At 63.9% G+C, this 23,973-nt stretch carries 25 protein-coding genes, 1 tRNA gene and 1 pseudogene; 19 read left to right on the forward strand and 8 right to left on the reverse strand.

All coding sequences use genetic code 11. The features are described from left to right. Positions 1 to 39: 39 nt before the first annotated feature. Genes AGI3411_RS09530 through AGI3411_RS09540 form a run of 3 tightly spaced genes read right to left on the reverse strand, consistent with a single transcriptional unit; the run spans position 40 to position 3,763 of the window. Positions 40 to 888, reverse strand: a complete 849-nt coding sequence (locus AGI3411_RS09530) for a L,D-transpeptidase (protein WP_244240306.1) — start codon at positions 886 to 888, stop codon at positions 40 to 42. Further along, the gene (locus AGI3411_RS09535) at positions 861 to 3,326 is read right to left on the reverse strand and encodes a cation-translocating P-type ATPase (RefSeq protein ID WP_129527133.1); all 2,466 of its coding nucleotides are present in this window, start codon (positions 3,324 to 3,326) and stop codon (positions 861 to 863) included. Before AGI3411_RS09535 ends, AGI3411_RS09530 begins: the two co-directional genes overlap by 28 nt. A gap of 11 nt (positions 3,327 to 3,337) precedes the next feature. After that, positions 3,338 to 3,763 (reverse strand): universal stress protein, encoded by a 426-nt coding sequence (locus tag AGI3411_RS09540; protein ID WP_165359123.1) that lies wholly within the window; start codon positions 3,761 to 3,763, stop codon positions 3,338 to 3,340. Positions 3,764 to 4,024: 261 nt separating this feature from the next. Between AGI3411_RS09540 and AGI3411_RS09545 the strand changes: the two genes are divergently transcribed. After that, on the forward strand, positions 4,025 to 4,450 hold the full coding sequence (locus AGI3411_RS09545; RefSeq protein ID WP_129527135.1) for an Hsp20/alpha crystallin family protein: 426 nt from the start codon (positions 4,025 to 4,027) through the stop codon (positions 4,448 to 4,450). 46 nt (positions 4,451 to 4,496) lie between these two features. Further along, complete coding sequence (locus AGI3411_RS09550) at positions 4,497 to 5,330, forward strand: universal stress protein (protein ID WP_129527136.1); 834 nt, start codon at positions 4,497 to 4,499, stop codon at positions 5,328 to 5,330. 59 nt (positions 5,331 to 5,389) lie between these two features. Here the strand turns inward: AGI3411_RS09550 and AGI3411_RS09555 are convergent, their stop codons facing one another. Next, entirely contained in the window at positions 5,390 to 5,635 is a 246-nt protein-coding gene (locus AGI3411_RS09555; protein ID WP_129527137.1) for a hypothetical protein, read from the reverse strand. A 292-nt stretch (positions 5,636 to 5,927) separates the two neighbouring features. Here AGI3411_RS09555 and AGI3411_RS09560 point away from each other — a divergent pair, with 292 nt between their 5' ends. Genes AGI3411_RS09560 through AGI3411_RS30570 form a run of 3 tightly spaced genes read left to right on the forward strand, consistent with a single transcriptional unit; the run spans position 5,928 to position 8,079 of the window. Next, positions 5,928 to 6,407, forward strand: a complete 480-nt coding sequence (locus tag AGI3411_RS09560) for a universal stress protein (RefSeq protein ID WP_129527138.1) — start codon at positions 5,928 to 5,930, stop codon at positions 6,405 to 6,407. Positions 6,408 to 6,410: 3 nt separating this feature from the next. Beyond that, positions 6,411 to 7,505 carry a zinc-binding dehydrogenase gene (locus AGI3411_RS09565; protein ID WP_129527139.1) on the forward strand — a complete coding sequence of 365 codons (1,095 nt, stop codon included), beginning with the start codon at positions 6,411 to 6,413 and terminating at the stop codon, positions 7,503 to 7,505. A gap of 46 nt (positions 7,506 to 7,551) precedes the next feature. Continuing rightward, a complete protein-coding gene (locus AGI3411_RS30570) occupies positions 7,552 to 8,079 on the forward strand; it encodes a hypothetical protein (RefSeq protein WP_129527140.1) in 528 nt (175 codons plus the stop codon). Here the strand turns inward: AGI3411_RS30570 and AGI3411_RS30610 are convergent. After that, positions 8,053 to 8,775: a DUF4238 domain-containing protein gene (locus tag AGI3411_RS30610; RefSeq protein ID WP_129527141.1), complete on the reverse strand. Its 723-nt coding sequence runs from the start codon at positions 8,773 to 8,775 to the stop codon at positions 8,053 to 8,055. The two genes, AGI3411_RS30570 and AGI3411_RS30610, sit on opposite strands and share 27 nt — an antisense overlap. A gap of 71 nt (positions 8,776 to 8,846) precedes the next feature. On the opposite strand from AGI3411_RS30610, the gene AGI3411_RS09580 reads away from it, so the two are divergent. The 7 genes from AGI3411_RS09580 to pdxK all read left to right on the forward strand — a co-directional run bounded on the left by AGI3411_RS09580 (position 8,847) and on the right by pdxK (position 14,100). Further along, positions 8,847 to 9,344 (forward strand): DUF5677 domain-containing protein, encoded by a 498-nt coding sequence (locus AGI3411_RS09580; protein ID WP_129527142.1) that lies wholly within the window; start codon positions 8,847 to 8,849, stop codon positions 9,342 to 9,344. A 337-nt stretch (positions 9,345 to 9,681) separates the two neighbouring features. Beyond that, positions 9,682 to 10,647 carry a Bug family tripartite tricarboxylate transporter substrate binding protein gene (locus AGI3411_RS09585; RefSeq protein ID WP_129527143.1) on the forward strand — a complete coding sequence of 322 codons (966 nt, stop codon included), beginning with the start codon at positions 9,682 to 9,684 and terminating at the stop codon, positions 10,645 to 10,647. Between the two features lie 2 nt (positions 10,648 to 10,649). After that, positions 10,650 to 11,291, forward strand: coding sequence for a glutathione S-transferase family protein (locus AGI3411_RS09590; protein WP_129527144.1), 642 nt, complete (start codon positions 10,650 to 10,652; stop codon positions 11,289 to 11,291). Between the two features lie 24 nt (positions 11,292 to 11,315). Then, positions 11,316 to 12,098, forward strand: a complete 783-nt coding sequence (locus AGI3411_RS09595) for an aldolase (protein WP_129527274.1) — start codon at positions 11,316 to 11,318, stop codon at positions 12,096 to 12,098. Positions 12,099 to 12,215: 117 nt separating this feature from the next. Beyond that, positions 12,216 to 12,770, forward strand: a complete 555-nt coding sequence (locus AGI3411_RS09600) for a helix-turn-helix domain-containing protein (RefSeq protein ID WP_129527145.1) — start codon at positions 12,216 to 12,218, stop codon at positions 12,768 to 12,770. A 57-nt stretch (positions 12,771 to 12,827) separates the two neighbouring features. After that, a complete protein-coding gene (locus tag AGI3411_RS09605; protein WP_129527146.1) occupies positions 12,828 to 13,193 on the forward strand; it encodes a cupin domain-containing protein in 366 nt (121 codons plus the stop codon). Positions 13,194 to 13,236: 43 nt separating this feature from the next. Further along, positions 13,237 to 14,100 carry a pyridoxine/pyridoxal/pyridoxamine kinase gene (gene pdxK, locus AGI3411_RS09610; protein WP_129527147.1) on the forward strand — a complete coding sequence of 288 codons (864 nt, stop codon included), beginning with the start codon at positions 13,237 to 13,239 and terminating at the stop codon, positions 14,098 to 14,100. A 20-nt stretch (positions 14,101 to 14,120) separates the two neighbouring features. Here the strand turns inward: pdxK and AGI3411_RS09615 are convergent, their stop codons facing one another. Both AGI3411_RS09615 and amaB read right to left on the reverse strand, forming a co-directional pair. Next, entirely contained in the window at positions 14,121 to 15,413 is a 1,293-nt protein-coding gene (locus AGI3411_RS09615; protein ID WP_129527148.1) for a phospholipase A, read from the reverse strand. Positions 15,414 to 15,561: 148 nt separating this feature from the next. Next, a complete protein-coding gene (gene amaB / locus AGI3411_RS09620) occupies positions 15,562 to 17,064 on the reverse strand; it encodes an L-piperidine-6-carboxylate dehydrogenase (RefSeq protein ID WP_129527149.1) in 1,503 nt (500 codons plus the stop codon). A 205-nt stretch (positions 17,065 to 17,269) separates the two neighbouring features. Here amaB and AGI3411_RS09625 point away from each other — a divergent pair, with 205 nt between their 5' ends. The 7 genes from AGI3411_RS09625 (at position 17,270) to AGI3411_RS09655 (ending at position 22,432) form a co-directional block, all read left to right on the forward strand. Beyond that, positions 17,270 to 18,019 carry an amino acid ABC transporter ATP-binding protein gene (locus tag AGI3411_RS09625; RefSeq protein ID WP_129527150.1) on the forward strand — a complete coding sequence of 250 codons (750 nt, stop codon included), beginning with the start codon at positions 17,270 to 17,272 and terminating at the stop codon, positions 18,017 to 18,019. A gap of 149 nt (positions 18,020 to 18,168) precedes the next feature. Next, entirely contained in the window at positions 18,169 to 18,960 is a 792-nt protein-coding gene (locus AGI3411_RS09630; RefSeq protein ID WP_129527151.1) for an ABC transporter substrate-binding protein, read from the forward strand. Positions 18,961 to 18,964: 4 nt separating this feature from the next. Continuing rightward, the gene (locus AGI3411_RS09635; protein ID WP_129527152.1) at positions 18,965 to 19,657 is read left to right on the forward strand and encodes an amino acid ABC transporter permease; all 693 of its coding nucleotides are present in this window, start codon (positions 18,965 to 18,967) and stop codon (positions 19,655 to 19,657) included. Positions 19,658 to 19,659: 2 nt separating this feature from the next. Then, on the forward strand, positions 19,660 to 20,349 hold the full coding sequence (locus tag AGI3411_RS09640; protein WP_129527153.1) for an amino acid ABC transporter permease: 690 nt from the start codon (positions 19,660 to 19,662) through the stop codon (positions 20,347 to 20,349). 11 nt (positions 20,350 to 20,360) lie between these two features. Beyond that, the gene (locus AGI3411_RS09645) at positions 20,361 to 21,653 is read left to right on the forward strand and encodes an NAD(P)/FAD-dependent oxidoreductase (protein ID WP_129527154.1); all 1,293 of its coding nucleotides are present in this window, start codon (positions 20,361 to 20,363) and stop codon (positions 21,651 to 21,653) included. 12 nt (positions 21,654 to 21,665) lie between these two features. After that, positions 21,666 to 22,250 carry a helix-turn-helix domain-containing protein gene (locus AGI3411_RS09650; protein WP_129527155.1) on the forward strand — a complete coding sequence of 195 codons (585 nt, stop codon included), beginning with the start codon at positions 21,666 to 21,668 and terminating at the stop codon, positions 22,248 to 22,250. Between the two features lie 105 nt (positions 22,251 to 22,355). Beyond that, positions 22,356 to 22,432 (forward strand) — tRNA-Arg (locus AGI3411_RS09655). 139 nt (positions 22,433 to 22,571) lie between these two features. Here the strand turns inward: AGI3411_RS09655 and AGI3411_RS09660 are convergent. Further along, a pseudogene (locus AGI3411_RS09660) lies at positions 22,572 to 23,722 on the reverse strand (BCCT family transporter); the annotation flags it as partial. Positions 23,723 to 23,973 lie beyond the last annotated feature (251 nt).

The following is a 23,973-nucleotide window of genomic DNA, read 5'->3' on the forward strand; positions in this document are numbered from 1 at the left end:
ATCGGCCTTTGGAAGCGGCGGATCTTGACCGGAGTCAAGTCACTTTGCGACAGCGCGCCCAGGGGCGGCCCAGTCCGGCCGGTCCTCGCGTTTGGTGTCCACGATGATCAGGTAGCGCCCGGCGCCAGGGACCGGGGTTCTGTCGCGCAGCAGTACCCAGGGACGAGAGATCAGGTCCGCCGCAAGCTCATAGTCGGCGTCCAGCAGGCCGTAGCTGTCCAGCAGGCGGTTGAGGGTGGCCGGTATGCGGATGCAGCCTTTGGACTGCGGCGTTCCCAGCTTGGGTTCGAGCAGGACCGGGTCCGTCGCGTGCATTTGCAGGCACATCGTGCTGGCGCCGCTATTGCCCCATCCCCGGTTCGCCTGCTGCCAGCCGAAATCATAGATCCGCATGCCTTTCGCGCCGTAGCCCAGTATCCCGTTCGCGTTCTTCGTGCCCAGGGCGCGGAAGTCGGGGTTCGCCAATGAGTGCGCGAACACGCCGGTGGGCGTCTCGAAATGGTCGAACTGGCCGACTTTTCCGGTCGAGACGGAGGAGGCGCCCACATAGACGGGCGGACCGGCGGCGGGCAGCCAATAGAGCAGCGCGGCCTGGACCCTGGCGTTCCTGTCGACCAGCAGGACATACTGCGACCCAAGCAGACCGACGCCGGCATCGGCCAGGGCCTGCAGCGCCAGGCCGCCATAGCGCGCCTGGTCGCCGGCGGACACCTGGAGCGCGGGCATGACTTCCAGGCGAAAGGCGCGGGCCACGTCCTCGGGCGTGGGCTGGGCCGATACCTGGGATGCCGCGGCCGCGCACAGGAGCGTGGCCGCGGCGGTGCGTACCGCGCGGGCGGCAAGTCCGGATGCGCCGGGAATCATCGTGCGGTCTTGCAGTGCAGCCATTTTTGCGCCCTTAGCGGCTGGCCCAGCGGGCGTAGTCCCCGGGCGACCAGCCACACCGTTGCCGCCACGAGCCAGGCGGCTGCCCAGCCTCTGACGTCCAGGGGGCCGAATTCGAACAGACGGCGCAGGGCTGGCCATTCCAAAGTCAACACAAGCAGGGCCAGCGTTGACGCTATCGCCAGTCGGGTCGCTCCGTCCCACATGCCAGTATGGTGCCGGTGGGTCGCGCGGTTGTTGATCATCAAGGCCAGATTGCCCAGCACCAGGGCGCAGAAGGCGGTGGCTCGGGCGCTATCCGCAGGTGATTGCATTTTTTGCAGCCAGCCATAGAGCATCCCCACCGCTGCCAGCAGCGCCAGCCCTTGGGCAAAGCCGAGCAGGAACGTTCTCAATGAAAAGAGCGGCTTCGCCACGGGCAGAGGAGGGCGGCGCATGAGGTCCGGCTCTCCTGCGACCGATTCGAAGGCCAACCCGCACAGGGGACCGATCACTATCTCCAGGAATGCCACGTGGGCTGGGCGCAGCAGTTCCGGCCAGCCGAACAGCAGGGGCAGAATCACCAATCCCGCTATCGGGACATGCGCCGCGACGATATAGACGATCGCCTTGGACAGGTTGTCGAACAATCGCCGGCTCTGCCGGATCGCGTTCAAGATGTCGGAGAAATCATCGCGGGTAAGGATCAGGTCTGCGGCCTCCCGCGCGACATCGGTGCCGCGCCCGCCCATGGCGATGCCGACATGCGCCGCGCGCAGGGCGGGCGCGTCGTTGACGCCGTCCCCGGTCATTGCGACGATGGCCCCCTGCTGTTTCAGGAGCTGGACCAGGCGCAGCTTTTGCTCAGGCTTCACACGCGCGTAAACGCATACGCGCTTGACCAGTTCGGACAGGCGTTCGTTGCTTTCCCGCTCCAGGACATCGCCTTCGGCCACGAGATCGGCCGGTATGCCTGCCTGGCGGGCGATGGCTCTGGCGGTCGCCGGGTGGTCGCCCGTCAGCATGAGCACACGCACGCCCGCGTCATCGCAAGCGGCGACCGAACGGCTCACGCCTTCCTTCAGCGGATTCTCCAGCCCGACCAGACCGGCAAACTGCAGAGGTATATCTTCCGGATTATCGGGTAGCGGCGAAGCCGGCCAGCGTGCGCTGGCTGCCGCCAGGACCCGCAGGCCTTCCCCGGCCATGCGCCGGACCTCGGCCTCCAGTTCCGCCTTGCGGTCCGGCGTCAGCTGGCAAAGCTTGAACACAGCTTCCGGAGCGCCTTTGCACGCGATCAGGATGAAGTTCTCCGGCGCGGCCGTCCAGGCGTGGACGACTGCCAGTCGCGCGGAAGAGAACGGATAGGCTTTTGTCAGCTTGAGAGAGCTTGACGCGGGCGGACGGACGGCAAGTTCCGAAGCGAAGCTGCGGAAGGCGTCCTCCATCGCGTCCCCGGAATCGGGCACGCTCGCCAACGCGAGCGTTTCAGCCAGATTCCAGACCTCGGGTGCTGGATTGGCGCCGGTTGCACCCACGAGATCGGATGTGTCCAGGCTCGTGGATCCGACATGCAGCTGGCGCACGGCCATCGTGGTCGTTGTCATGGTGCCCGTCTTGTCGGCGCACAACACAGTCGTCTTGCCCAGGGTTTCGACCACGCTCAGCTTCCGGACGAGTACGCCGTCGCCCGCTATGCGCTTGGCTTCCATCGCGGAGAAGATCGTCACGATGACCGGGAAATCCTGCGGGAGCAGGCTCATCGCCAGCGCGATGCCTGCCAACAGCCCTTCGAACCATCCTCCCCGCATGTGGACATACAAGGCCCACGTGGCCAGGGAAAGGATGAAGCCCACCCACATGAACCGCAGGATGAAACGGCGGGTCTGCGATTCCAGGGGCGCGCGTTCAGGCGTCAGCTGCCGCATGGCCTGACCCAACGCTCCCAATCTGGTGTCGTCCCCGACGGCATCCACGCGCATGACGCCCGTTCCCGACAGCACCAACGCCCCGCAGAACATTTCGGCGCCGCTTCCGGGCGTGGTCTGTATGCGCTTGAATACCGGCTGGAACTCTCCGGTGAGTGCGGACTCGTCGACCAGCAGGCCTTCGCCGTCGATGAGCTGACCATCCGCCGGGACGCGGTTCCCTTCCGCCAGCAGCACAGAGTCGCCGCGCGCAAGTTCCGCCGATGCGACCCAGTACCGCTTGCCGTTGCGCAGCGCAAGGGCGCGAGGCGCCGCCAGGCGTCCCAACGCTTCCAATGCGTGCGCCGTCCGCAGGGACTGCCCGACAGTCAGCGCGAAAATGACCAGCACGAAGAGGAGCAACAACGCGGCTTCATGCCAGGCTCCCAGAATCGAATAAAGCCCTCCCCCCGCGAGCAGCAGGGCGAACATTGGATCCTTGATCAGGTCCAGGCTGACCGAGATCAGCGTGCGCTGATGATCCGGTGGGGCCATGGCTCATCGGCCTAATTGACCAGCACCACCGGGATGTGAACCGTGTGCAGCACCTTCAAGGTGGTCGAACCCAGCAACAGGCTGCCGGCAGCGCCCAGTCCGCGCGAACCCATGACGATATGGTCGCATCCCTGCTCGGTGGCATAGGCCTTGATGGACTCGGCGACGTTGCCGACCCGTGTCGCCCTTTGATAGAGGATTCCTGACCGGTCCAGCAGGACCTCTGACTCCGCCAGGGCCATCTTCGATTCGTCGTCGTAGTACTCCTGGATCGCCTCCGGCTCAAAGAAGGCCAATACCGTTCCCGAAACAATGGGCATTTGCACGTTCAGCAGGTGTATGGAGCAAGGGCCGTGTTCGCGCACATGGTCGACCATATAGCGCACGGCGCGCAGGGAGTTGCCCGATCCATCCACGGGAATAAGTACGTTTTTCACGGCGCCTCCGATAGAAGTGGATGCCCGGGCCGCATGGCCCCGCATTTACTGCCATCATCGCGCGCATCCCGCAGTTGAAATTGACGCCGGTCAAGTTGTCGCCCGATTGCTTCAGCGCAGCCGGTGAGGCTTGCGCATGGGCGGAACTCTTGTCCCCGTTTTCTGGATGACAAAGGTCAACTTGGGCGCCGCACGCTGGAGCAACATGGAAAGGCGGGTGTACCTGAGCCCGCCTCTCATCATCATGGAAAGGAGATAGCCATGTCGCGATTGACGCAATACAGCCCATTCACGAGTGAACCGTTGTCGGACGTATTCCAGGCGTTCCTGCGGCCGATTCGACAGAACCTGGATGAACAGACTCCACGGATGGACATCGACGTCACCGAGGCGGGCGACAAGTATGTCCTGAAGGCAGAGGTTCCCGGGATAGACAAGAAGGACATATCGGTGGAGATCGATGGAAACACCGTGATGATCTCGGCCAACAAGGAAAAGAGCAGTGAAACGAAAGGGGCGGGGAATGTCATACGCCAGGAGCGCTTCTGGGGACAGATCCAACGCTCGGTATCGCTGGCCAGCCCCATAGACCAGGCGGCGGCCAAGGCGGTCTGCGAGAACGGCGTGCTGATCCTGACCCTGCCCAAGGCGGCTGGAAGTCGGAACAAGACGCTGCAGATTGAATGAAGCGCATTTCGCCCGGCAAGTCCTTTCGCTTTCCGTAGAGGTAATCATGTATCGCCGAATTGCCGTTCATCTAGACCATGGATTCGATTGTTCTCGCCGGGTCGAATTCTCCCTGCAACTCGCCCGAGCCAATGACGCTCATCTGACCGGAATATTTGCCAGCTACATCTCGCCTGGCTATTTCTACGATGAGACAGGCCTGTGGGTTCGTTCGATGGATATGGCGAAGCAGATAAACGAGAAAGGGCGCACGGCTGTCGAGCTGACGTTCAGTCAGGCCGCGCGCGAGAGTGGCGTGGCGGCTTCATGGCGGCAGGGCGAGGATGCGCCGGCGGAATGTGTCGTTGCCCATGCCCGCTGTTCCGACGTCCTGGTCATCAGTCAGGAGAATCGAAACGACGTGGACGCGGCTGTCGGCAATTACTTCGTGGAGCAGGTCTTGATGTCCGCAGGGCGGCCCGTCATCGTGTTGCCCTCGGCCGGCAAGTTCAATGGGGCGGGCGCCCGGGTGCTGTATTGCTGGAACCGTAGCCGGGAGGCCGCACGTGCAATCGCCGATGCGGCTCCGCTTCTGCGCAATGCGAACGCCTTGGCCGTTCTGACGACGGACGACGTGGATGCTAGCGGGGGCGCGCAAGTGCCGTTTGAAGACCTGGCCGCGTACTGCGCTTGCCATGGCTTTCCTTTGCCGGAACACCAATCCCGCAGCACGAACGAGATAGACGTCGGTGACGTCATCCTGAGCACGGCCGCCGATTTCAACGCGAATCTGATCGTCATGGGCGCGTATGGACACAGCCGCATGCGCCAATGGGTGATGGGTGGCGCCACGCGTTCGCTGCTCGCCGCCATGACCGTTCCGGTCCTGTTCTCCCACTGAGGCTTGCGGGGAATGCATATGAGTTCCCCGGCCGCAGCCAGGGAACGAGTGGCGCTGGGCTAAATTCCATTCTCCTGGAGATCGCGGCGCCGGCGCGTTCTGACGATCGTTCCGTCGGGAAGCTGGTAGGTTCCGGATCCGATCTGGTCAACCAACTGCCCATTGGGCAGGCAGCAGTAAAAGAACGTGTTCGCAGGCGCTTCCTGCGGCCGCAGCTGACTGCGCCGTTCGATTCTGTAGGTGGTTCCGTCCGCGGCAACGGCGATGACGGCGATGGAGTTTTGGGAGCGGGTTGGCGTGATCACGGGTTCTCCTTGGAACGAGGGGGCTTCCTGGCAGAGGCGATGATAGGAAGGCCAGGATCGTGCCGTGAATGCTGCGGGCCGCCAATGACGGGACGGGGATATGAGTGTCGCCGTGCAGGGGCCATGGTCGGTGGCACAGCGCCAAGATACATGGCCCATGCGCGGGAAAATTGACCTCGGTCAAGTTTGCCCCGGTTCCACCTTTTAAGCTGAAAGCACGTCCTGCGGTCCGATAGCGGCTGGGGCGTACCCCGCCTCGGATTGTGGCGAGTCAATTTTGAATAGTGCACCCATGTATAGACGGATTCTCATACCTATCGATGGCAGCGCGGCTGCCGAACTGGGCCTGAACGAAGCAATGCGTCTGGCCTTTCTCAACGACGCCATCATTCGGTTGGTCTGTGTCGTCGGCGAGTTGCCTTTGTCCTTGGGGATAGGCGCGGGTTGTCATTCCCCGACAGAGCTGCGCAAGCTGTTGCGCGAGTTCGGCGCCGAAGTGCTGCGCAACGCTGCGCGGCGGGTGCGCGCGCGCTGCATCCCAGTGGATAGCGCGCTGTTCGAGGCCGGCGAGCAGTCGTTCGAGGAGCGCCTGGCCGCGGAGGCCGAAGCCTGGGGCGCGGATCTGATCGTCATCGGTTCGCACGGGTGGAGAGGCGTCAGCCGCATCCCGCAGAATGGCGGCGCCAGGCACCCATCACGCGCCGTCCCGATGTTGTTGGTGCGCGAAGCCGCGTCGAAAGTTGAACGATCGTCGTTTCAGAGCAGGAGATAAGCCATGACCTCCGTGATGAAAGCAGTCGTGTTTGCCCGGAAGGATCACATCGAAATACGGGAAAAGCGCATTCCAGACGTCGGCCCGAACGACGCGCTGCTGAAGATCACGACCATTTGCGGCACCGATATTCATATCGTCAAGGGCGATTATCCCGTAAAGCCCGGCCTGACCATCGGCCACGAACCGGTAGGCGTCATCGAAAAACTGGGAAGCGCCGTGACAGGCTACGCCGAGGGCCAGCGCGTGATCGCCGGCGCAATCTGTCCGAACTTCAATTCATATGCCGCCCAGGACGGCGCCCCTTCCCAGGACGGCAGCTATCTGGTGGCCAGCGGCATGTGTGGATGCCATGGATACCGCGCCACCGCGGGGTGGCGGTTCGGCAACATGATCGATGGCGCCCAGGCCGAGTACCTGCTGGTTCCCGACGCGCAGGCCAATCTGGCGCCGGTGCCGGACAGCTTGAGCGACGAGCAGGTGCTGATGTGCCCGGATATCATGTCCACCGGATTCAAAGGCGCCGAGAACGCCAACATCCGCATAGGCGACACGGTGGCCGTGTTCGCGCAAGGCCCGATCGGACTTTGCGCGGCCGCAGGCGCCCGGCTGCTGGGGGCGAGCACCGTCATCGGCGCGGACGGCAATGCGCAACGCATGGAAATATCGCGCTCGTGGGGCGCGGACATCGTCCTGAACTTCCATGACTGCGACGTCGTGGAGGAAATCTTGCGGCTGACAGACGGCAAAGAGGTGAATTCCGCCATCGAAGCGTTGGGACAGCAAAGCACCTTTGAATCCGCCTTGCGCGTATTGAAACCGGGAGGAACGCTGTCCAGCCTGGGCGTTTATTCCAGCGACCTGAAGATTCCGGTGTCCGCGTTCGCGGCTGGACTGGGCGACCACAGGATCAACACCGCGCTCTGCCCCGGCGGAAAGGAGCGTATGCGCCGCCTCATGAGCGTCCTGGAATCAGGCCGCCTGGACCTCGCAAAAATGGTCACGCGCCGCTATGCCCTCGACCAGATTGCGGACGCCTACGATCTCTTCGCAAACCAGCGCGATAACGTGTTGAAGGTCGCCATCCGGCCGTCTTGAATGCTCTTGGTTCCCGGCCCGGGTGCGAACGCCGCGGGATAACGGCATGCCGGCCCGGAATTCAGGAGTCTGCGGCGTAGGTGCTCTGAAGAATATTTTCTTTAAGAACCAGCAGGAGGCCGGCGTGTTGCTGGCGCGCCTCCTGATGCGGTACGCAGACCGTCCAGACGTGATCGTGCTGGCCTTGCCACGGGGCGGCGTTCCGGTGGGGTTCCAGGTCGCCGCGGCGCTGGACGCGCCGCTTGATGTCGTGATGGTGCGCAAGATCGGAGTGCCCGGGTATTCCGAGTATTCCATCGGCGCGACAAGTGGCGATCAGCCTCTGTTTCAATCCCGCGCTATCGAGGTTTACGGCATCTCGCGCAGCATTTCGACCGGCGACTTACTTGTCCTAGACTATGTCCGTTCTCGGCCAGCAGCGGGAATTCGCTCAGTAATTCCGATGTCCGGTAAATTATTAGGTAGCAGCCGCTCGCGAAGATGCAACCGTACCGCGTCTTTCGCCCGCCGAACTGACCGGCGAGACATCCACGGTCATCTCGCGCTTTCACGCCAGAATTCGCGATGGCTCTGAATCTCTCCGAGTGTCCACCCAGCCCTGGTCGTGCTGGATACTGTACACGTCACTGTCATATGCAATGCATAGTATCTTCGGGGTGAGCGGTAGAAGCGCCAGGGCTCCTGACGACTGGAAGCCAAACGACCGGCCCGAAGCCCTCCGGTCCTCCAAGTACCAGCGGTTTGTCAAGACTGCCGGGTCGTCTGAAGTGACGAACGGCAGGGTGGTTCGATTGCGAACTAGGCAAACCTTCAGTCCGTCTATAGCGTCCATCGCGTCGGCAAAGACTCGCATTGCAGTTTGAACGGCCTGGTTGATATCAAGTCTGAAAGACTCCGCGCCTTCCCCTGCGAAATTTTGAAGATCTGCAGCCATTTCAACGGAGCGACGCGACGCAGCCTCAGTCCGGAGACTCTGAAATAACCAGAACCTACGGAGCAACGCCTTGTGGCCTTCATGAAGCGAATATCCCGGGGCTCGAATTGCACGAATCGTTGCACCGTAGGCGCTCTCCAACGACTGTATTGCCGATTCAAGAAGTTCGTCCTTCCCGTAGAAATAATCCCGCGAACACTGATTCTTTACGGGTGCATTTGAAATCAGTTTTTTGCGGTCAAGATTGAAGACATTGATGGACGCATCGCCTTCATCCTTCGTGAACGGGCGAAGGTGGCATCTGGGTACGAAGTGTTGATTCCTATTGGTTGCCATCGGCGACTAGGGGCATAGGAAGAGACACGGCTCGCGCATCGTTGTTGATTCATCGAGTGCTCTGGATGGTCATGCCGTCCTCCGATAGATTCTTGCCGGCACACAATATAAAGGCACAGCTCGACGTCCTCCTGCTGCAGGGGCGCGTACAAGATAGTGGCGAACATCGTGTTGCTGCAACGCTGTGTCTGACGATCGCTGAACAGTTTGCTGCGACCCTGCACTTGATTGATGGCGGCTTCTCGTCCCATGCGCCGGTGATGGTGCGGTCAATGCTAGAGGGATATGCGAATCTGCTCAACGTCGTAAGTGATCCCGCATTCGTCGACCAGATCAGGTATGACAACGCGCGTGCCGATGTTGTGCTGTTCACTGAATATGCGACGGATTCAGAAATGTGGAACAACACAGAAGCGAGGGAAACGTTGGCTAGGTGGAAAGCAGATGCGGAGCCGGTACATGATGAGCTGGAAGCGAAGGGCTATGGCCGGAAGCGGCCACTGACCACAGGGCCTCCGGGCCTTCCATACAAGGCACGGCTTTCTTCTCTTACAACTCCCAACTTATAGCCGAGTGCTCGAGACGCCCGTGTCTCTTCCCGAATGCGCGTACCGGCATGCCCCAAAGCTGCCGGTTTGGACTGTCGCGCTAATTTAATCGCGTTTATTGCAAAGTTCGCCTTTCTTCAGCCTGCAGGCCGTCCATCCGCAAAGAATAAGAAAAGATGCCCGCGAAATAGCAGGTGTTGCCCGCCAAATCCAAAAGGCGAACTTCAACAAAAAAAGGCGAACTTTACTCCCGCCGCTCAGGGATTTCCCTAGAATCGTTTTCCTTGCGGAAAATCAATGCTCTATAGGACACTTTGTGTCATGGCGGAATCGATCCGCGACACAAAGGGGAAGCACGATGAAGTTCTGGGGCATGGCGGGCGCGGTGGCGCTGGTGACGGCGATAGCGGGCGGCGGGGCTCAGGCGGCGTATCCCGAGCGGCCGATCCGGCTGGTGGTGCCGTTCGGCGCGGGCGGGATCACGGATATCGTCGCGCGACAGGTGGGCAAGGGCATGGGAGATGCGCTCGGGCAGGGCATCGTGGTCGAGAACCGGCCGGGCGCGGGCGGCGTGATCGCGGCGCAATTGGCCGCCACGGCGCTGGCGGACGGCTATACGATCTTCATGGGGACGGTGGGTACGCAGGTCGTGAACCCGCTCATCTACAGCAAGCTGGCCTATGACGCGGACAAGTTCGTGCCCGTGGGTATGGTGTCCGGTTCGCCGTATTTGCTGGCGGTGCGGGCTGGCGTCCCGGCGGCCTCGTTCGGCGAATTCGTGGCCTATGCCAAGGCCCATCCGTCGAAGCTGAATTTCGGCTCGGCGGGCAATGCAAGCTCTCCTCACCTGGGCCTCGAACTGTTGAAGCTGACGGCGGGCGTGGACATCATGCACGTGCCGTTCAAGAGCGGCAGCGAGGCGGTGAACGCCGCGATCGGCGGGCAGGTGGACGTGGTGATGGACGCCAGCCCCGTGATCATGCCGCACGCGGTTTCCGGCAAACTGCGCGCGTTGGCGGTGGCGGCCGACAGGCGTTTGCCCTCCGCGCCCGACGTGCCCGCCGCCAGCGAGGTGGGCGATGCGGCGCTGCAGATCAGCTCCTGGAATGCGTTTTTCGTGCCGGCAGGCACGCCGCCCGAGGTGATGGAAAAATTGAATGCCGCTTTGCAGAAGACCTTGTCGTCGCCGGAATTGAGGGAGCGGCTGGCGTCGCAGGGGACGCAGTTGTATGACGGGACGCCCGCCGAGTACCAACGTTTCATTTCAGGCGAGAAGGCCAAATGGGCCGAGATCGTGAAGCGTGCCAACATTAAGATGGACTGACGATGCCCCCGACCTCCCATCCTCTGGCCGGCAAGCCGCTGGAGCTGGCCGATACGCTGCGTTCGGGCAATGCCTGGAAGATCCGGTTGGCCTGCGGCTACATGGGCCTTGCGCTTATACGCCGCACGTTCGATATCGTGCAGGGCGACCTGGAGACGGATGCGTTCGCGCGCATCAACCCGTGGCGGCAGGTGCCGGTTCTGCTGACCCCGGAGGGAGAATGGCTGGCGGAGTCGCAGGCGATTCTCTGGTATCTGGCGCAGGGCACGCCGTGGCTGCCCGCGGGGCGTCTGGAACAGGCTCAGGTCAGTAGCTGGTTGAGCTTCGAGCAGACCCAGCACATGCATGCATTCGCGCAGCCGCGCCTCCTGATCCATCTGCGCCGGACGGCGCAGATGGACGATCCGGCCATGAAGGCATGGCGCGAGATCGGCATGAAGGCGGCCGTCTTGATGGACGCGCACCTGGCGGGCCGGGACTATCTGGTCGGAACCGCGCCTACGATCGCGGACATCGCGCTGTTTCCGTACACAAGCATGGCGGCGGAGGGCGGATACGACCTGTCCGGCTTTGCCCATATCAACGCCTGGCTGGCGCGCATGCGCGCCTTGCCCGGTTTTACGCCGTTGTTCGAGGCGGCATGAATGACTCAATTCGATGGAGAAATGATGGCCGATACGATGCACTTGGGAAAAGAGGAGCTGATCGCGCGGGCGAAAGCCGAGATGCAGCGCCAGTTCGAGACGCCCGAATGGAGCCTGCGCGAACGCTTGGCGCTGACCTGCCGCATCCTGTTCGACGGCGGGCACGATTCGGGCCTGGCCGGACAGATCACGGCGCGCGCGCCGGAGCCTGACCGCTATTTCACGCAACGCCTGGGCTTGGGCTTTGACGAGATCACCGCCAGCAATCTGTTGCTGGTGGACGAAGATCTGCGTGTGCAGGAAGGCGCGGGCATGCCCAATCCGGCCAACCGCTTCCATTCCTGGATCTATCGCGCGCGCCCGGATGTGAACTGCATCATCCATACGCATCCGCTGCATGCGGCGTCCCTGTCCATGCTGGAGGTGCCGCTGGAGATTTCGCACATGGACAATTGTCCGCTGTATGGCGACGTGGCTTTCCTGAAGGATTGGCCCGGCGTGCCGGTGGGCAACGAGGAGGGCGAGATCATCTCGGCGGCGCTGGGCGCCAAGCGCGCCATCCTGCTGTCGCATCATGGCATGCTGGTCGCGGCCGGGTCCGTGGAAGAGACCTGCGTGCTGGCCCTGCAGTTCGAACGCGCGGCGCGCATGCAGCTGCTGGCGATGGCCGCCGGCAAGATCCAGCCGATTCCGCCGGCGCTGGGCCGCGAGGCGCATGACTGGATCCTGACTCCGAAGCGTTCGCAGGTGGGTTTTTCGTATTACGCGCGACGGGCGCTGAGGGCGCATCCGGACGTGCTGGCCTAGGGCCGGCGCGGCGTTCGCCGTGGCGTCGGCGGACACCGGAGCCAGGGGCGGGGCGGCTCGACGGCCGGGCTGGTTTAGGGCATTCTTAGCGGTTGTATTTCGCAACCCCTACCGTCCATGATCGACCTGCCGCACCGTTTGCGCGCCTTGCGCCGCCAGCAAGCCCTGTCCCTGGAGCAGCTGGCGCAGCGCACCGGACTGACCAAGAGCTACCTCTCGAAACTGGAGCGCGGCTTGAGCGAGCCGTCCATTTCCACCGTGCTGAGGCTGGCCGAGGCCTATGGCCTGGGCGTGTCGCAGCTGGTGGGGGCGGACGACGCATCGCAGGAAGAGGTGGTCAGCGTGGTCCGGGTCGCGGACCGCGAGGCCCTACAGCGCCGGGGCCTGGGCAGCGAATACCATTATGAATCGCTGGCCGGGCGCCGCAAGGTCAAGGCGATGGAGCCTTTCGTGGTGCATCCGCCGCGCGAATTCCCTGATGCCACCGCGGTATTCCCGCACCCCGGCGAGGAGTTCCTGCTGGTGCTCAAGGGCGCCATCGAGGTCCATGTGGGCGAACGCCAGTTCCGCCTGGAAACGGGCGATTCGGTCTATTTCGATTCGGAACTGCCCCACCGCATGCGCACCGTCAGCCGCGCCATGGCCGAAGTCCTGGTGGTAGCGGCGCATTGAGCCCGGCCCAGTCTGCCGCATAATGCTCATACAGATACAGAAGATACAGGAATCACCATGAAGAACGACCAATCGCGGCTCGTCCGCATCGATCCCGGCCCCATGAAGAATCCGGTGCCCGGCAAGCCCCGCCGTCCGATTTCCGGTGACGCGGCGTTTCGCACGGTAACCGCCTTCGAGGGCAATAGCGGCAAGGCCGAGGCCGGCGTATGGGAAAGCACGGCGGGCGTCTTCCAGTCCAACACCACCGGGTATATCGAATTCGGCTACATCGTGGAAGGATCGGCCCGCCTGGTCGACCCGGACGGCACCGTGCACGAATTGACCGTGGGCGAGGCGTTCGTCATGCCCGAAGGCTATACCGGCCGCTGGGAAGTGGACCAATTCGTCAAGAAGATCTATTTCATCAGCCGCATGGCGTAGCGCCAGGCGCACGCGAACCCGCCTCCTTCCAGGAGCAAGCCCTATGACCGCAATCCCCGCTGCCCCCGCGCCGGGCGCAGCGTTGCCCGCCGTTACCGCGCAGGTGGACGTCGTTTCCATCCAGTCCCAGGTCGTCTACGGCTATGTCGGCAACAATGCCGCCATGCCCATCTTCCGCAAGGCGGGCCTGCGGGCGATCGCCGTGCCTACCGTCATTCTGAGCAACACGCCGCACTATCCGACCCTGCACGGCGGCGCAACGCCGCTGGACTGGTTCGAGGGGCTGCTGCAGGGGCTGGAAGAGCGGGGCGTCACCAAGGTGGCGCGCGCGGTGGTCTGCGGTTATCTGGGCCAGCCCGGGCAAGCCGGCCTGCTGGCGGGCTGGCTGCCCGCGCTGCGCGCCGCACGGCCCGACCTGAAGGTGCATATCGACCCCGTCATGGGGGATCGCAACGACGGCCTGTACGTGGATGAAGGGCTGGTCGCGCAGTACCGCAGCCTGCTGGTGCCGCTGGCCGATGGGATGACGCCCAATCATTTCGAACTGGAACTGCTGGTCGGCCGGCCGCTGTCGTCTATCGACGAGGTGGTGGCCGCCGCGCGCGAACTGATCGCGGCCGGGCCAGGCTGGATCATCGTGACCAGCGCCGCGCCCATGGAGGCCGCGGCGGGCACCTTGCAGCTGGCGGTGGTGACGCGCGACGAGGCAACCGTCGTGACGCATCCGGAAATCGCCATTCCACCGTCGGTGCACGGCACGGGCGACGTGTTCATGGCCAGCGTCACGGCAAGGCTGCTGGACGGGATGGATCTGGTCCAGGCCGCGCGCGAGGCGGCGGCCCAGGTCACTGTAACGCTGGAGCGGACCCGCGAACTCGCCTGGGAAGAACTCGCCGTCGACGCCTAGCGGCTTGGCGGTTGAGCGGCTTACGGTACCAGCGACAGGCCGATGCGGAACTGCGATTCGTTGCGCTGGTTGTAGCCCAGCAGCGTTTCGCCGTAGCCGTTGAAGTACTGCAGGTGCAGGTAGCCGTTCATGTTCAGCCACGTGCGCTGCAGCGGCCAGGCAAAGTCCAGCTGCGTGGTGCGGCGCTTTTGGTCGCCCTGGCGGTACAGGGCCGAGACAACGGCGCCGTTGTCCTGGGCCCAGCGCAATTGCCAATCGACGTGGCCGGCATAGTCGGCGTAGTCGCTGTTCTCGCTCGCTACGCCGAAATAGGTCTTGATCCTGGGCGCGAAGGTAAGCGTGCTGCCGCCGTCGAAGCGATAGTGGAAGCGGGGTTCGATGTAGCCGTCGTTGAGCGAGCGCGAGTCGGCGCCGTCCTTGCCGTTGGAGTTGTGCTCCACGCCCGTGTTCATGCCGAACCGCCAATTCTGGCTGGCGGAAGACCACATATTGTCGGACAGCCAGAAGGCGCTGGGGTTGAACGTGGTGTCGATGAAGGGCATGGAGTCGCCCTGCAGGTCCCACAGCGAGGTCTGGGTATAGGCCAGATAGAAATTCTCGTCCCAGGTTGCCGGCCGCCCGCCCGCGGGGCTGAAGAGGCGGTACTTGGCGCTGATCTGGAACCGGGCGGTGGTCTGCCCGCGGGTGCCGATGTCGAAATACACCGGCTTGTATTCAGAAATGGAACTGCGGAAGCGGTCGAATGCCGTCTGTTGCTGCACGGTGGGCACCGCGCTGGCATCGGGCGACGGGCCGCCTTCCGGGGATGCACCGACCGCCGTGACCGCGGCCACTGGCACGGGTTGGCCGCTGCTCGCATCCACCACGGGGCCCTGAGCGGGCGTGCTGGCCAGCGTGCCGCTATCGCGGCCGGTGGCGTCCAGCGCCATCATTGCGGGCTGGCCTTCGATGGACACGGCCTGCAGGCCGTGTGCCGTGGCAGGCACGACGGCCGTCCACGCCATGCGCGCGAAGCTGTTGACCGGCACGCTGAAGCTCGCCGTGCCACCGCGCAGCCTGGCCAGACTGCGCACGATCTGGCCATCCTGGCCGCGCCATTGCAGCACCAGTTCGGGGGGCGCTTCCCACGTGACGCGGGCGGTGTCTTCGTTGAAGTACACCGCCTCGATGGTGACGGTTTCACCGGGGGCGGCCGAAGGGCGGTCCAGCCGGTACGACACGCCCGCGGCGGCGGTGCCCGCGACGCCCATGGCGAGGGCGGCGGCCAAGGCACGCAAGGACAGGGCGGGTCGGGCGGGACGGCTTATTTGCATTGGGACATAAACTGGTTTTGTGACGAGGAAATGTAGCATCGACCCCGGCAACAGTTTGTAAGGCTGGCTAATCGTATGTAGAAAGCGTAAGCCCCCGCGCATTGGCGGCAATGCGCGGGGGCTTGTGTGTTAAGGGCCTTGCGGCGCGTTATTCGCCGAACTTGATGCCCTGCGCCAGGGGCAGGTGGCGCGAATAGTTGATCGTGTTGGTGGCGCGGCGCATATAGTTGCGCCACGCGTCCGACCCCGACTCGCGGCCGCCGCCGGTTTCCTTTTCGCCGCCGAACGCGCCGCCGATCTCGGCGCCCGAGGTGCCGATGTTCACGTTGGCGATACCGCAATCCGAACCCGCGGCCGACAGGAAGGTCTCGGCTTCGCGCAGGTCATTGGTGAAGATGGCCGACGACAGGCCTTGCGGCACGCCGTTCTGCATGGCCAGCGCCTGGGCGAAGTCGGTATAGCGCATCACGTACAGGATGGGCGCGAAGGTTTCGTGGCACACCACGTCCGTCTGGCCGGGCATCTCGGCGATGGCGGGGCGCACATACCAGGCGTTGGGGTATTCGTCGGCCAGCACGCGTTCGCCGCCGGTCACCTTGCCGCCTTGTTCGCGCGCCGCGTTGAGCGCGGCCTGCATCGCGTCGAACGATGTGCGGTCGATCAGCGGGCCGACCAGCTTGGTGCCGTCCAGAGGATTGCCGATGGGCGCGCTGGCGTAGGCCTTGTGCAGGCGCTGCACCAAATCGTCGGCCACGCTTTCGTGCACGATCAGGCGGCGCGTGGAGGTGCAGCGCTGGCCGGCCGTGCCGATGGCGCCGAAGACGATGCCGCGGGCGGCCATGTCCAGATCGGCCGTCGGGCCGACGATGATGGCGTTGTTGCCGCCCAGTTCGAGCAGCACGCGGCCGAAGCGCTGGGCTACGCGCGGGCCCACCTGGCGGCCCATGCGGGTCGAACCCGTGGCGGACACCAGCGCCACGGCGTGCGAATCCACCAGCGCCTCGCCGATGTCGCGGCCGCCGATCAGCACTTCGGACAGGCCGGCGGGCGCGTCGCCGAAGCGTTGCGCGGCCTGGGTGAAGAGGGCCTGGCATGCCAGCGCGGTCAGCGGTGTTTTTTCGGACGGCTTCCATACCACGGCATTGCCGCAGACCAGCGCCAGCGCGGTGTTCCAGGACCACACGGCAACGGGGAAGTTGAATGCGCTGATCACGCCGACCACGCCCAGCGGATGCCAGGTTTCCATCATGCGGTGGCCGGGGCGTTCGGAGGCGATCGTCAGGCCATACAGCTGGCGCGACAGGCCCACGGCGAAGTCGCAAATGTCGATCATTTCCTGCACTTCGCCTTCGCCTTCCGCGACGATCTTGCCGGCTTCCAGGCTGACCAGGCGGCCCAGCTCGCGCTTGTGCTGGCGCAGGATTTCCCCGAACAGGCGCACCAGTTCGCCGCGGCGCGGCGCGGGGACATCGCGCCATGCCAGGCTGGCCTGGCGTGCGCGCGTGATGGCCGAATGGGCCTGCGCGACCGTGTGTTCGTGGACCTGGGCCAGTTCGGCGCCGTCGATCGGGCTGCGTGCGCTCAACGTTCCGCCGGTCAGCGAGTCCGGGTTCAGCCCGAGCGCGCGCAAAATGTCTTGGGGAGTATCCATGCCGGTTCCTTCGTTTAGGGGTGAACGGGCCCTAAGGGTTATGCCTAAGTGGCGATTCCGAGAAAAAAATTTACTATACGAAACTCCAGCCTGAAATGCGAAACCTTTTTGATCGCCCCTCCGGCGCGTGACTGAATGCGCGGAGGCAGCCTGGCGCCAGGCACGCACCGACGCCAGGCGCCCACACTATTCACAGGGTGAACCCGTGGCGGAACCGTTGTTGGTTGTCCAGGCAGTCACCAAGACCTATCAGCGCGACGGTCAGGCTCCGCATCGGGCATTGGACGGCATCGATTGCCAGCTCGGCCGGGGCGAAGTCATGGTGGTGGTCGGGCCGTCCGGCTCCGGCAAGAGCACCTTGCTGCGCACCCTGAACGGGCTGGAAAGCATCGACAGCGGGGCCATCCGCGTGGACGGCGTGTCGCTCACCGATCCGGCCACCGACGTCAATCGCTGGCGCACCGAGGTCGGCATGGTGTTCCAGCATTTCAACCTGTTCCAACACCGTACTGCGCTGGACAACGTCGCGCTACCCCAGCGCGTGGTGCGCGGGCGCGGCCGCGCCGAGGCCGAGCGCTACGCCCGCGATCTGCTGGGCCGCGTCGGCATGGCCGAGTACGGCGACCGCTATCCCAGCCAATTGTCCGGCGGTCAGCAGCAGCGCGTGGCGATCGCCCGCGCGCTGGCCATGGACCCCAAACTGATGTTGTTCGACGAGGCGACCTCGGCGCTCGACCCCGAGACCGTGGGCGGCATCCTCGAGCTGATGCGCAACCTGGCGCGCGACGGGATGACCATGGCCGTGGTGACCCACGAAATGGGATTCGCCCGCGACGTGGCCGACCGAGCCCTGTTCATGGATGCGGGCCGCATCGTTGAAATGGGCACGCCCGAAGACGTTTTCCGCCACCCCAAGGAAGCGCGCACGCGCGCCTTCCTGGAGAAGATTCTGTAGTCCCAGCAGCAAAGAAGCAACGAAGCGGGCCGTCCGCGCATGGCGCGGCGCCCCGGGGGTAACCAGGCCGGTCCGGCTGATCCGGGCGCTGCCGGCGCGATGTGCTTTGCCCGGAATGAGATGGGTCCATTCACCACAAGGGGTTAGACATGCTGAAAATCAAACAATGGCTGGGCGTGGCCGGCTTCGCCCTGGCTGCCGCCGCGGTTGCCGCGCCGGCGCAGGCCGACGAACTGGCGGACATCCTCAAGCGCGGCGAGCTCCGGGTCGCCGTGCAGACCTCCGGGCCGCTGATGAGCTTCATGGACAAGACCGGCAAGCGCACCGGCCTGGCCGTGGAGGTGGCCAAGCGCATGGCCGACGACCTGGGCGTGAAGCTGGTGCTGCAGGACTATGAATGGAAAGGCCTGATTCCGGCGCTGCTGTCCGGCAAGGCCGACATGGTGGCCGCCGACATGACGCCCACGCCGCAACGCGCGGCCCAGGTGTTGTTTTCGGCCCCGATGTTCTATGCCGACACCGTGGCCGTCGTGCCCAAGGATTCTCCCTACAAGGCCTACGCCGAACTCGACAAGGAAGGCGTGACGGTGGGGGTGCTGGGGGCCAGCACCTATGCCGAAGTGGGCAAGAAAATGCTGCCCAAGGCCGCCATGAAAGAGTTCTCGGGCGGCAGCGCGCCGGTGGGGCAGGCCCTGTCCAGCGGCCGGCTGGATGCCGGCATTATGTCGCTGTCCACCGCCAACCAGTTCCTGGTCGACTTCGGCAACCTGCGGGTGCTGGACGGCATCATGGTGCGTGAACCCCTGGCCTTCGCCGTCGGTCCCAACGCTTTCCGCCTGAAGTTCTGGCTGGACAACTGGCAGACGCTGAAGACCGCCGACAACACGCTGCCCGAACAGGTGAAGTACTGGTACTCCACCGACTGGAAGAAAGACCACTGAGCCCATGGACTGGCTGATCGATTTCTATAACTGGCGCATCGTCAGCCAGTACGCGGGCCAGTTTGCCACGGGGCTGGGCAACACCCTCATCGCCGCGGGCGCAAGCCTGGTGTTGTCGGTGTTGGCGGGCATCCCGATCGCGCTTGCGCATATGTCGCCACGGGGCGCCGTCTGGCGGCCCGTGGCGGCCTATGTGCAGTTCATCCGGTCCACGCCCCTGCTGGTGCAGATCTACCTGGTTTACTACGCGGTGCCCATGCTGGTCCCGGGAGCCAAAGGCTGGAGCGAGATGCTGCTGGGCATCATCGCGATGACCCTGCATCACGCCGCCTACATGAGCGAGATCATCCGCGTGGGGATCGAATCCGTGCCGCGAGGCCAGATCGAAGGCGCGAAGGCCTGCGGCATGAACTACCGCCAGCGCTTGCGCTATGTCGTGCTGCCTCAGGCTTTCGCCAACACGCTGCCGCCGCTGCTGGGCCAGACGGCCGTGCTGATCAAGGACACCTCCCTGCTGTCGCTGATCACCGTCTTCGAACTGGTCGCCGCCGGGGTGCAGATGAATAGCGACCGCATCGTGCCGAACGAGAGCTTCCTGACCATCGCCGCGGGGTATCTGCTGATCTACGGTTGCATGCTGCTGCTGTCGCGGGGCGTGAGCCACTGGCTGGCGGGTCCCGCCTGGAATGCGAGGTAAGCATGCTGGATTCCTATCTTTCCACCGCCGGCGTCGTCCTGCCCTTTCTGCTGAAGGGCTTCTGGGAAACCCTGAAGATCTCCTTCGCCGCGATCATCGCCGGGTCCCTGCTGGGCTTCGTCATCGGCGTGATCCGCAGCTACCGCATCCGCGGCGTGCACCAATTGCTCGGGCTGTACATCCACATCCTGCGCGGCACGCCGTTCCTGGTGCAGCTCTATATCTTTTATTTCGTGCTGCCCAGTTCCGGGCTCGAGATGTTGCATTGGGATTCCGGCACGGCGGCCTTCGTGTCGCTGTCGGTGTACACGTCCTGCTATGTGGCCGAGATCGTGATGGGCGCCATCCAGGCGGTGCCGCGCGGCCAGACCGAGGGCGCCATGACGCTCGGCCTGAAGCCGTTGCAGACGCTGTGGCTGGTCATCCTGCCGCAGGCCATGCGCCTGATCGTGCAGCCCATGAGCGGCGTCTACGTCATGCTGATCAAGAGCACCGCCATCCTGTCGGTGGTCGGCATCACGGAACTGACGCGGCAGGGCGAGGTGTTCATCATTACCTTCCCGGCCAAGTCGCTGTTCATCTACGGCATGATCGCCGCCATCTATTTCATCTACTGCTACCCGCTGCTGCGCCTGGCCAACTGGCTTGAAAAGCGGCTGACCGGCGGCCTGCAGGGCGCAGGCCTGCACTGACACGGAGCATCATGGCATCCGAGTACATCGATACCTACTACCGGCGCACGCTGGCCGACGCTGCCACCTACTATCCGCCGCTGGCGGGCTCGGACAGCGCCGACGTTTGCGTGGTGGGGGCAGGGCTGGCCGGCCTGTCGACCGCGCTGGAGCTGGCCCGGCGCGGCCGCGGAGTGACTTTGCTGGAAGGGCGGCGTATCGCCTGGGGGGCGTCGGGCCGCAACGGCGGCTCCGTGTCTCCGGCCTTCTCGGCCGGCGCGGACGCCATCCGCCGGCACGTAGACGAAGACCACTACCGCCAGCTTTACCGGCTTTCCATGGAAGGGGTGGAGATCATCCGCGCCAATATCCGCGACCTGGCGATCGAAGACGCGCGCAAGGTGGACGGACGCCTGCGCGTGGTGCGCTACGAAGCGACCGACGCTCTGCGGCAATGGTGCGATGACCAGCAGCGAGACTTCGGCCGCAACGTGCGCTTCCTGACTCGCAACGAGGTCCGCGAGCGCTTGCTGTCCGACGTCTACTTCCAGGGCGTCGAAGACCCCACGTCCTTTCATTTCCATCCTCTGAACTACGCTCGCGCGCTGGCGCGGGAATGCGTGCGGCTGGGCGTGCGGATCCACGAAGATTCTGCCGTGACGCATGCCGAACTCAATGGCGCGGTCAAGCGCCTGAAGACGGAACAAGGCCAGATCGACGCGCGGGCCGTGGTGCTGGCCACCGGCGGCTATACGGACGGCGTGGTGCCGGCGTTGCGCCGGGCGATGCTGCCGATCGCCACCTACATCATGCTGACCGAACCGTTGGGCGACCGGGTGCTGGAGGCTATCCGCAGCACGGCCGCTATCGGCGACGACCGCCGCGCCGGCAACTACTACCGGGTGCTCGATGGCGGCCGCATCGGCTGGGGCAGTAGAATCACCACCCGTGTCGATGACCCGCCCGATCTGGCCGAGTCGCTGCGCCGCGAACTGCTCAGCGTGTATCCCCAATTGCAGGGGCTGCGCGTCGAGGCGGCGTGGTCGGGGCGCATGGCCTACGCGCGGCACCTGATGCCGCAGATCGGCCGGCTGGCGCCCGACGTCTGGTATTGCACGGCGTTCGGCGGGCATGGCATGAACACCACCTCGATCGGCGGCCGTGTCGTCGCCGAGGGGATCACGGGCGATACCCAGCGCTACAAGCTATTCGCACCCTTCGGGCTTGCCTGGAACGGCGGCGGCTTCGGCACGGCGGCGGTTCAACTTACTTATTGGTCTTACCAGGCGCGCGACTGGTGGCGGGAGCGGCGGTCGCGGGCATGACAGGGTGTACAGATGGAAGGCAACAAACAGAGCGTGTTGGCACAACGGCTGAGAGCCCTGCGCCAGGCGCGGACCTGGACCCTGAAGCAGGCGGCCGCGGCCACCGGCGTGTCCGCGTCCACGTTGTCCAAGATCGAAAACGGATTGCTGTCACCCACCTATGACAACCTGATCAAGATCGCCGCGGGCCTGGAACTGGACGTGGCCGAGCTGTTCTCGGCGCCGGATGCCCACATGGGCACCGGCCGCCGCAGCCTGAGCCGCCAGGGGGAAGGGCGCCAGTACGAAACGCCGTACTACGACCATCGCCTGCTGTGCACCGCGCTGTCCCACAAGCGCATGATGCCGTTCCACACCCGCGTGAAGGCGCGGGCCTTCGAAGAGTTCCACGACTGGAGCCGCCATCGCGGAGAGGAGTTCGTCTATGTCCTGGAAGGCGAAGTCGAGCTTTACACAGAGTTCTACGAACCCGCCCGCCTGAAGGCCGGGGAAAGCTTCTACATCGACAGCCGCATGGGCCACCGCGTGATCAGCCTGAGCCAGGAAGACGCGGTGGTGCTGTGGGTGTCCACGCACGCGGATATCGGCGAAGAATAGGGGCCTGGCCCACGCCGATAGCCTGAATGCGGGCCGGCCGCCCAAGTCGTCCGCAACAAGGTAAAATGCGGCGCCCGGATCGATTCCGGGCCGTCACCACACCGCGCGGCAGTAGCTCAGCTGGATAGAGCACGGGCCTTCTAAGCCTGAGGTCGGGGGTTCGAGCCCCTCCTGCCGCGCCAGGATTACCCGTTAAATCAATAATTTACGAGCGGTTGGAATTCGCTGGCACGGCCGGCGTCAGAACGAAATAGCCGACGTTGGCGTTTCTCCAGACTGTTTTCAATCGGTTTGATGATAGTAATCACCCCTGCAGCCAAGTTATCGGTCCTTGCTTGGTATCGGCGGCGTGAGCACAGACGCGGTATCGGTATTCGTGGAAAAGGTCAGAAACGCCAGGTGGGCTTCGAACCGTTCCAACACGTCGTCGATCAATTGTTGTCTCGTGAGGCCCATCAAGTCATAGCCACCCGAGCCGGTCTGTGTGAACACTTCGAGCCGGTAATAGACGTCGACCTCACGCGACATCCTGCCCTGAACATGGGTATTGGCGCCTCGACTATCGCCACGTGATAGTGAAAGGCGCGAAAACTGTCCATCGATACTCGTAATAGCGGCTCCTTGATTCCACGCTCGTCAATGATGGTTTCTCTAGCGACTTCGTAGCCCTGATTGCGGAATTCGGCCGCGATATCGTCAAGCGCTGGACGCACCGTTTGTTCCAGGAACTGCGTGGTCTGCCGCAGGGATGGAAAGGTGTGCAGCTGCTCAAGACGCTGTTTCCATGATCGCTCGGGCAGGTGGCCGCCGATCGGGGCCATTGAAGGCTTGCGCAGTACCTGGCCCTCACGCTCGGCCCGCTCCATTCGCAGCACTTTGTAGAAAGACGCCATTATCGAGTAAGCAATGATCGTCACTGGCAATGCGAAGATGAGCGTCGATTCCATCGTCGTCACGCCACCGGCCAGCAGCATTGCGATGGTAAGTACGGCAGTCAGTACCGCCCAGAAGATACGCAGCCATTTCGGCCCGTCGTGTGACGGATCTGGAATCGATGCCGAAAAGTTCGACATCACCATGGCGCCTGAGTTCGCGCTGGTGAGGTAGAACAGCAGTCCGGAGAACGTCGCCAGCCCTATCAGGAACATGGCGCCAGGAAACATGGCCAGCAGCGCGTACCAGCCTTCTTCCGGACTTTGAATGGCGAGCTCGGCGAATGCCGTTTCACCTTGCAGCACATGATAGAGGGCGGAATTTCCGAACAGCGAAACGATGAGGAAATCGCACAGCACCGGCGCTGTGATCGCCGCGATGACGAATTCGCGCAGCGTTCTGCCGCGCGAAATGCGTGCCAGGAATACGCCGACGAACGGCCCCCATGCGAGCCAGAATGCCCAAAAGAACAGCGTCCATCTGCCCATCCATTCAGGTCCGTCTGGCTCATAGGCAAAGGTCTGCAGCGTGCGCGCGGGTTGATGGTGGCGGTGGGTTGATCGACGACCTCTTGCGGCCCCTTGCTGAGGTCGCTGCGCGACGCCGGCGCATCGTCGCTGATCAAATCTTCATGCCGACGCTCTGTGCCGCCGAACCTGCTGCGTTCAATTGAGGGGTGCGGCGTTGTCGTCGGCGCCGCGTTCCCTTGCATGCGGGGCCGATCAATCTTGGGTTCTTCGTCATCGGATAGCTCGATCTACATCGTTTGCTCCTTTGCCGGGACGGTCCG

Origin of the sequence: Achromobacter agilis, assembly GCF_900496965.1 — a bacterium.
In the GTDB taxonomy this organism is placed as follows: domain Bacteria; phylum Pseudomonadota; class Gammaproteobacteria; order Burkholderiales; family Burkholderiaceae_B; genus Achromobacter; species Achromobacter agilis.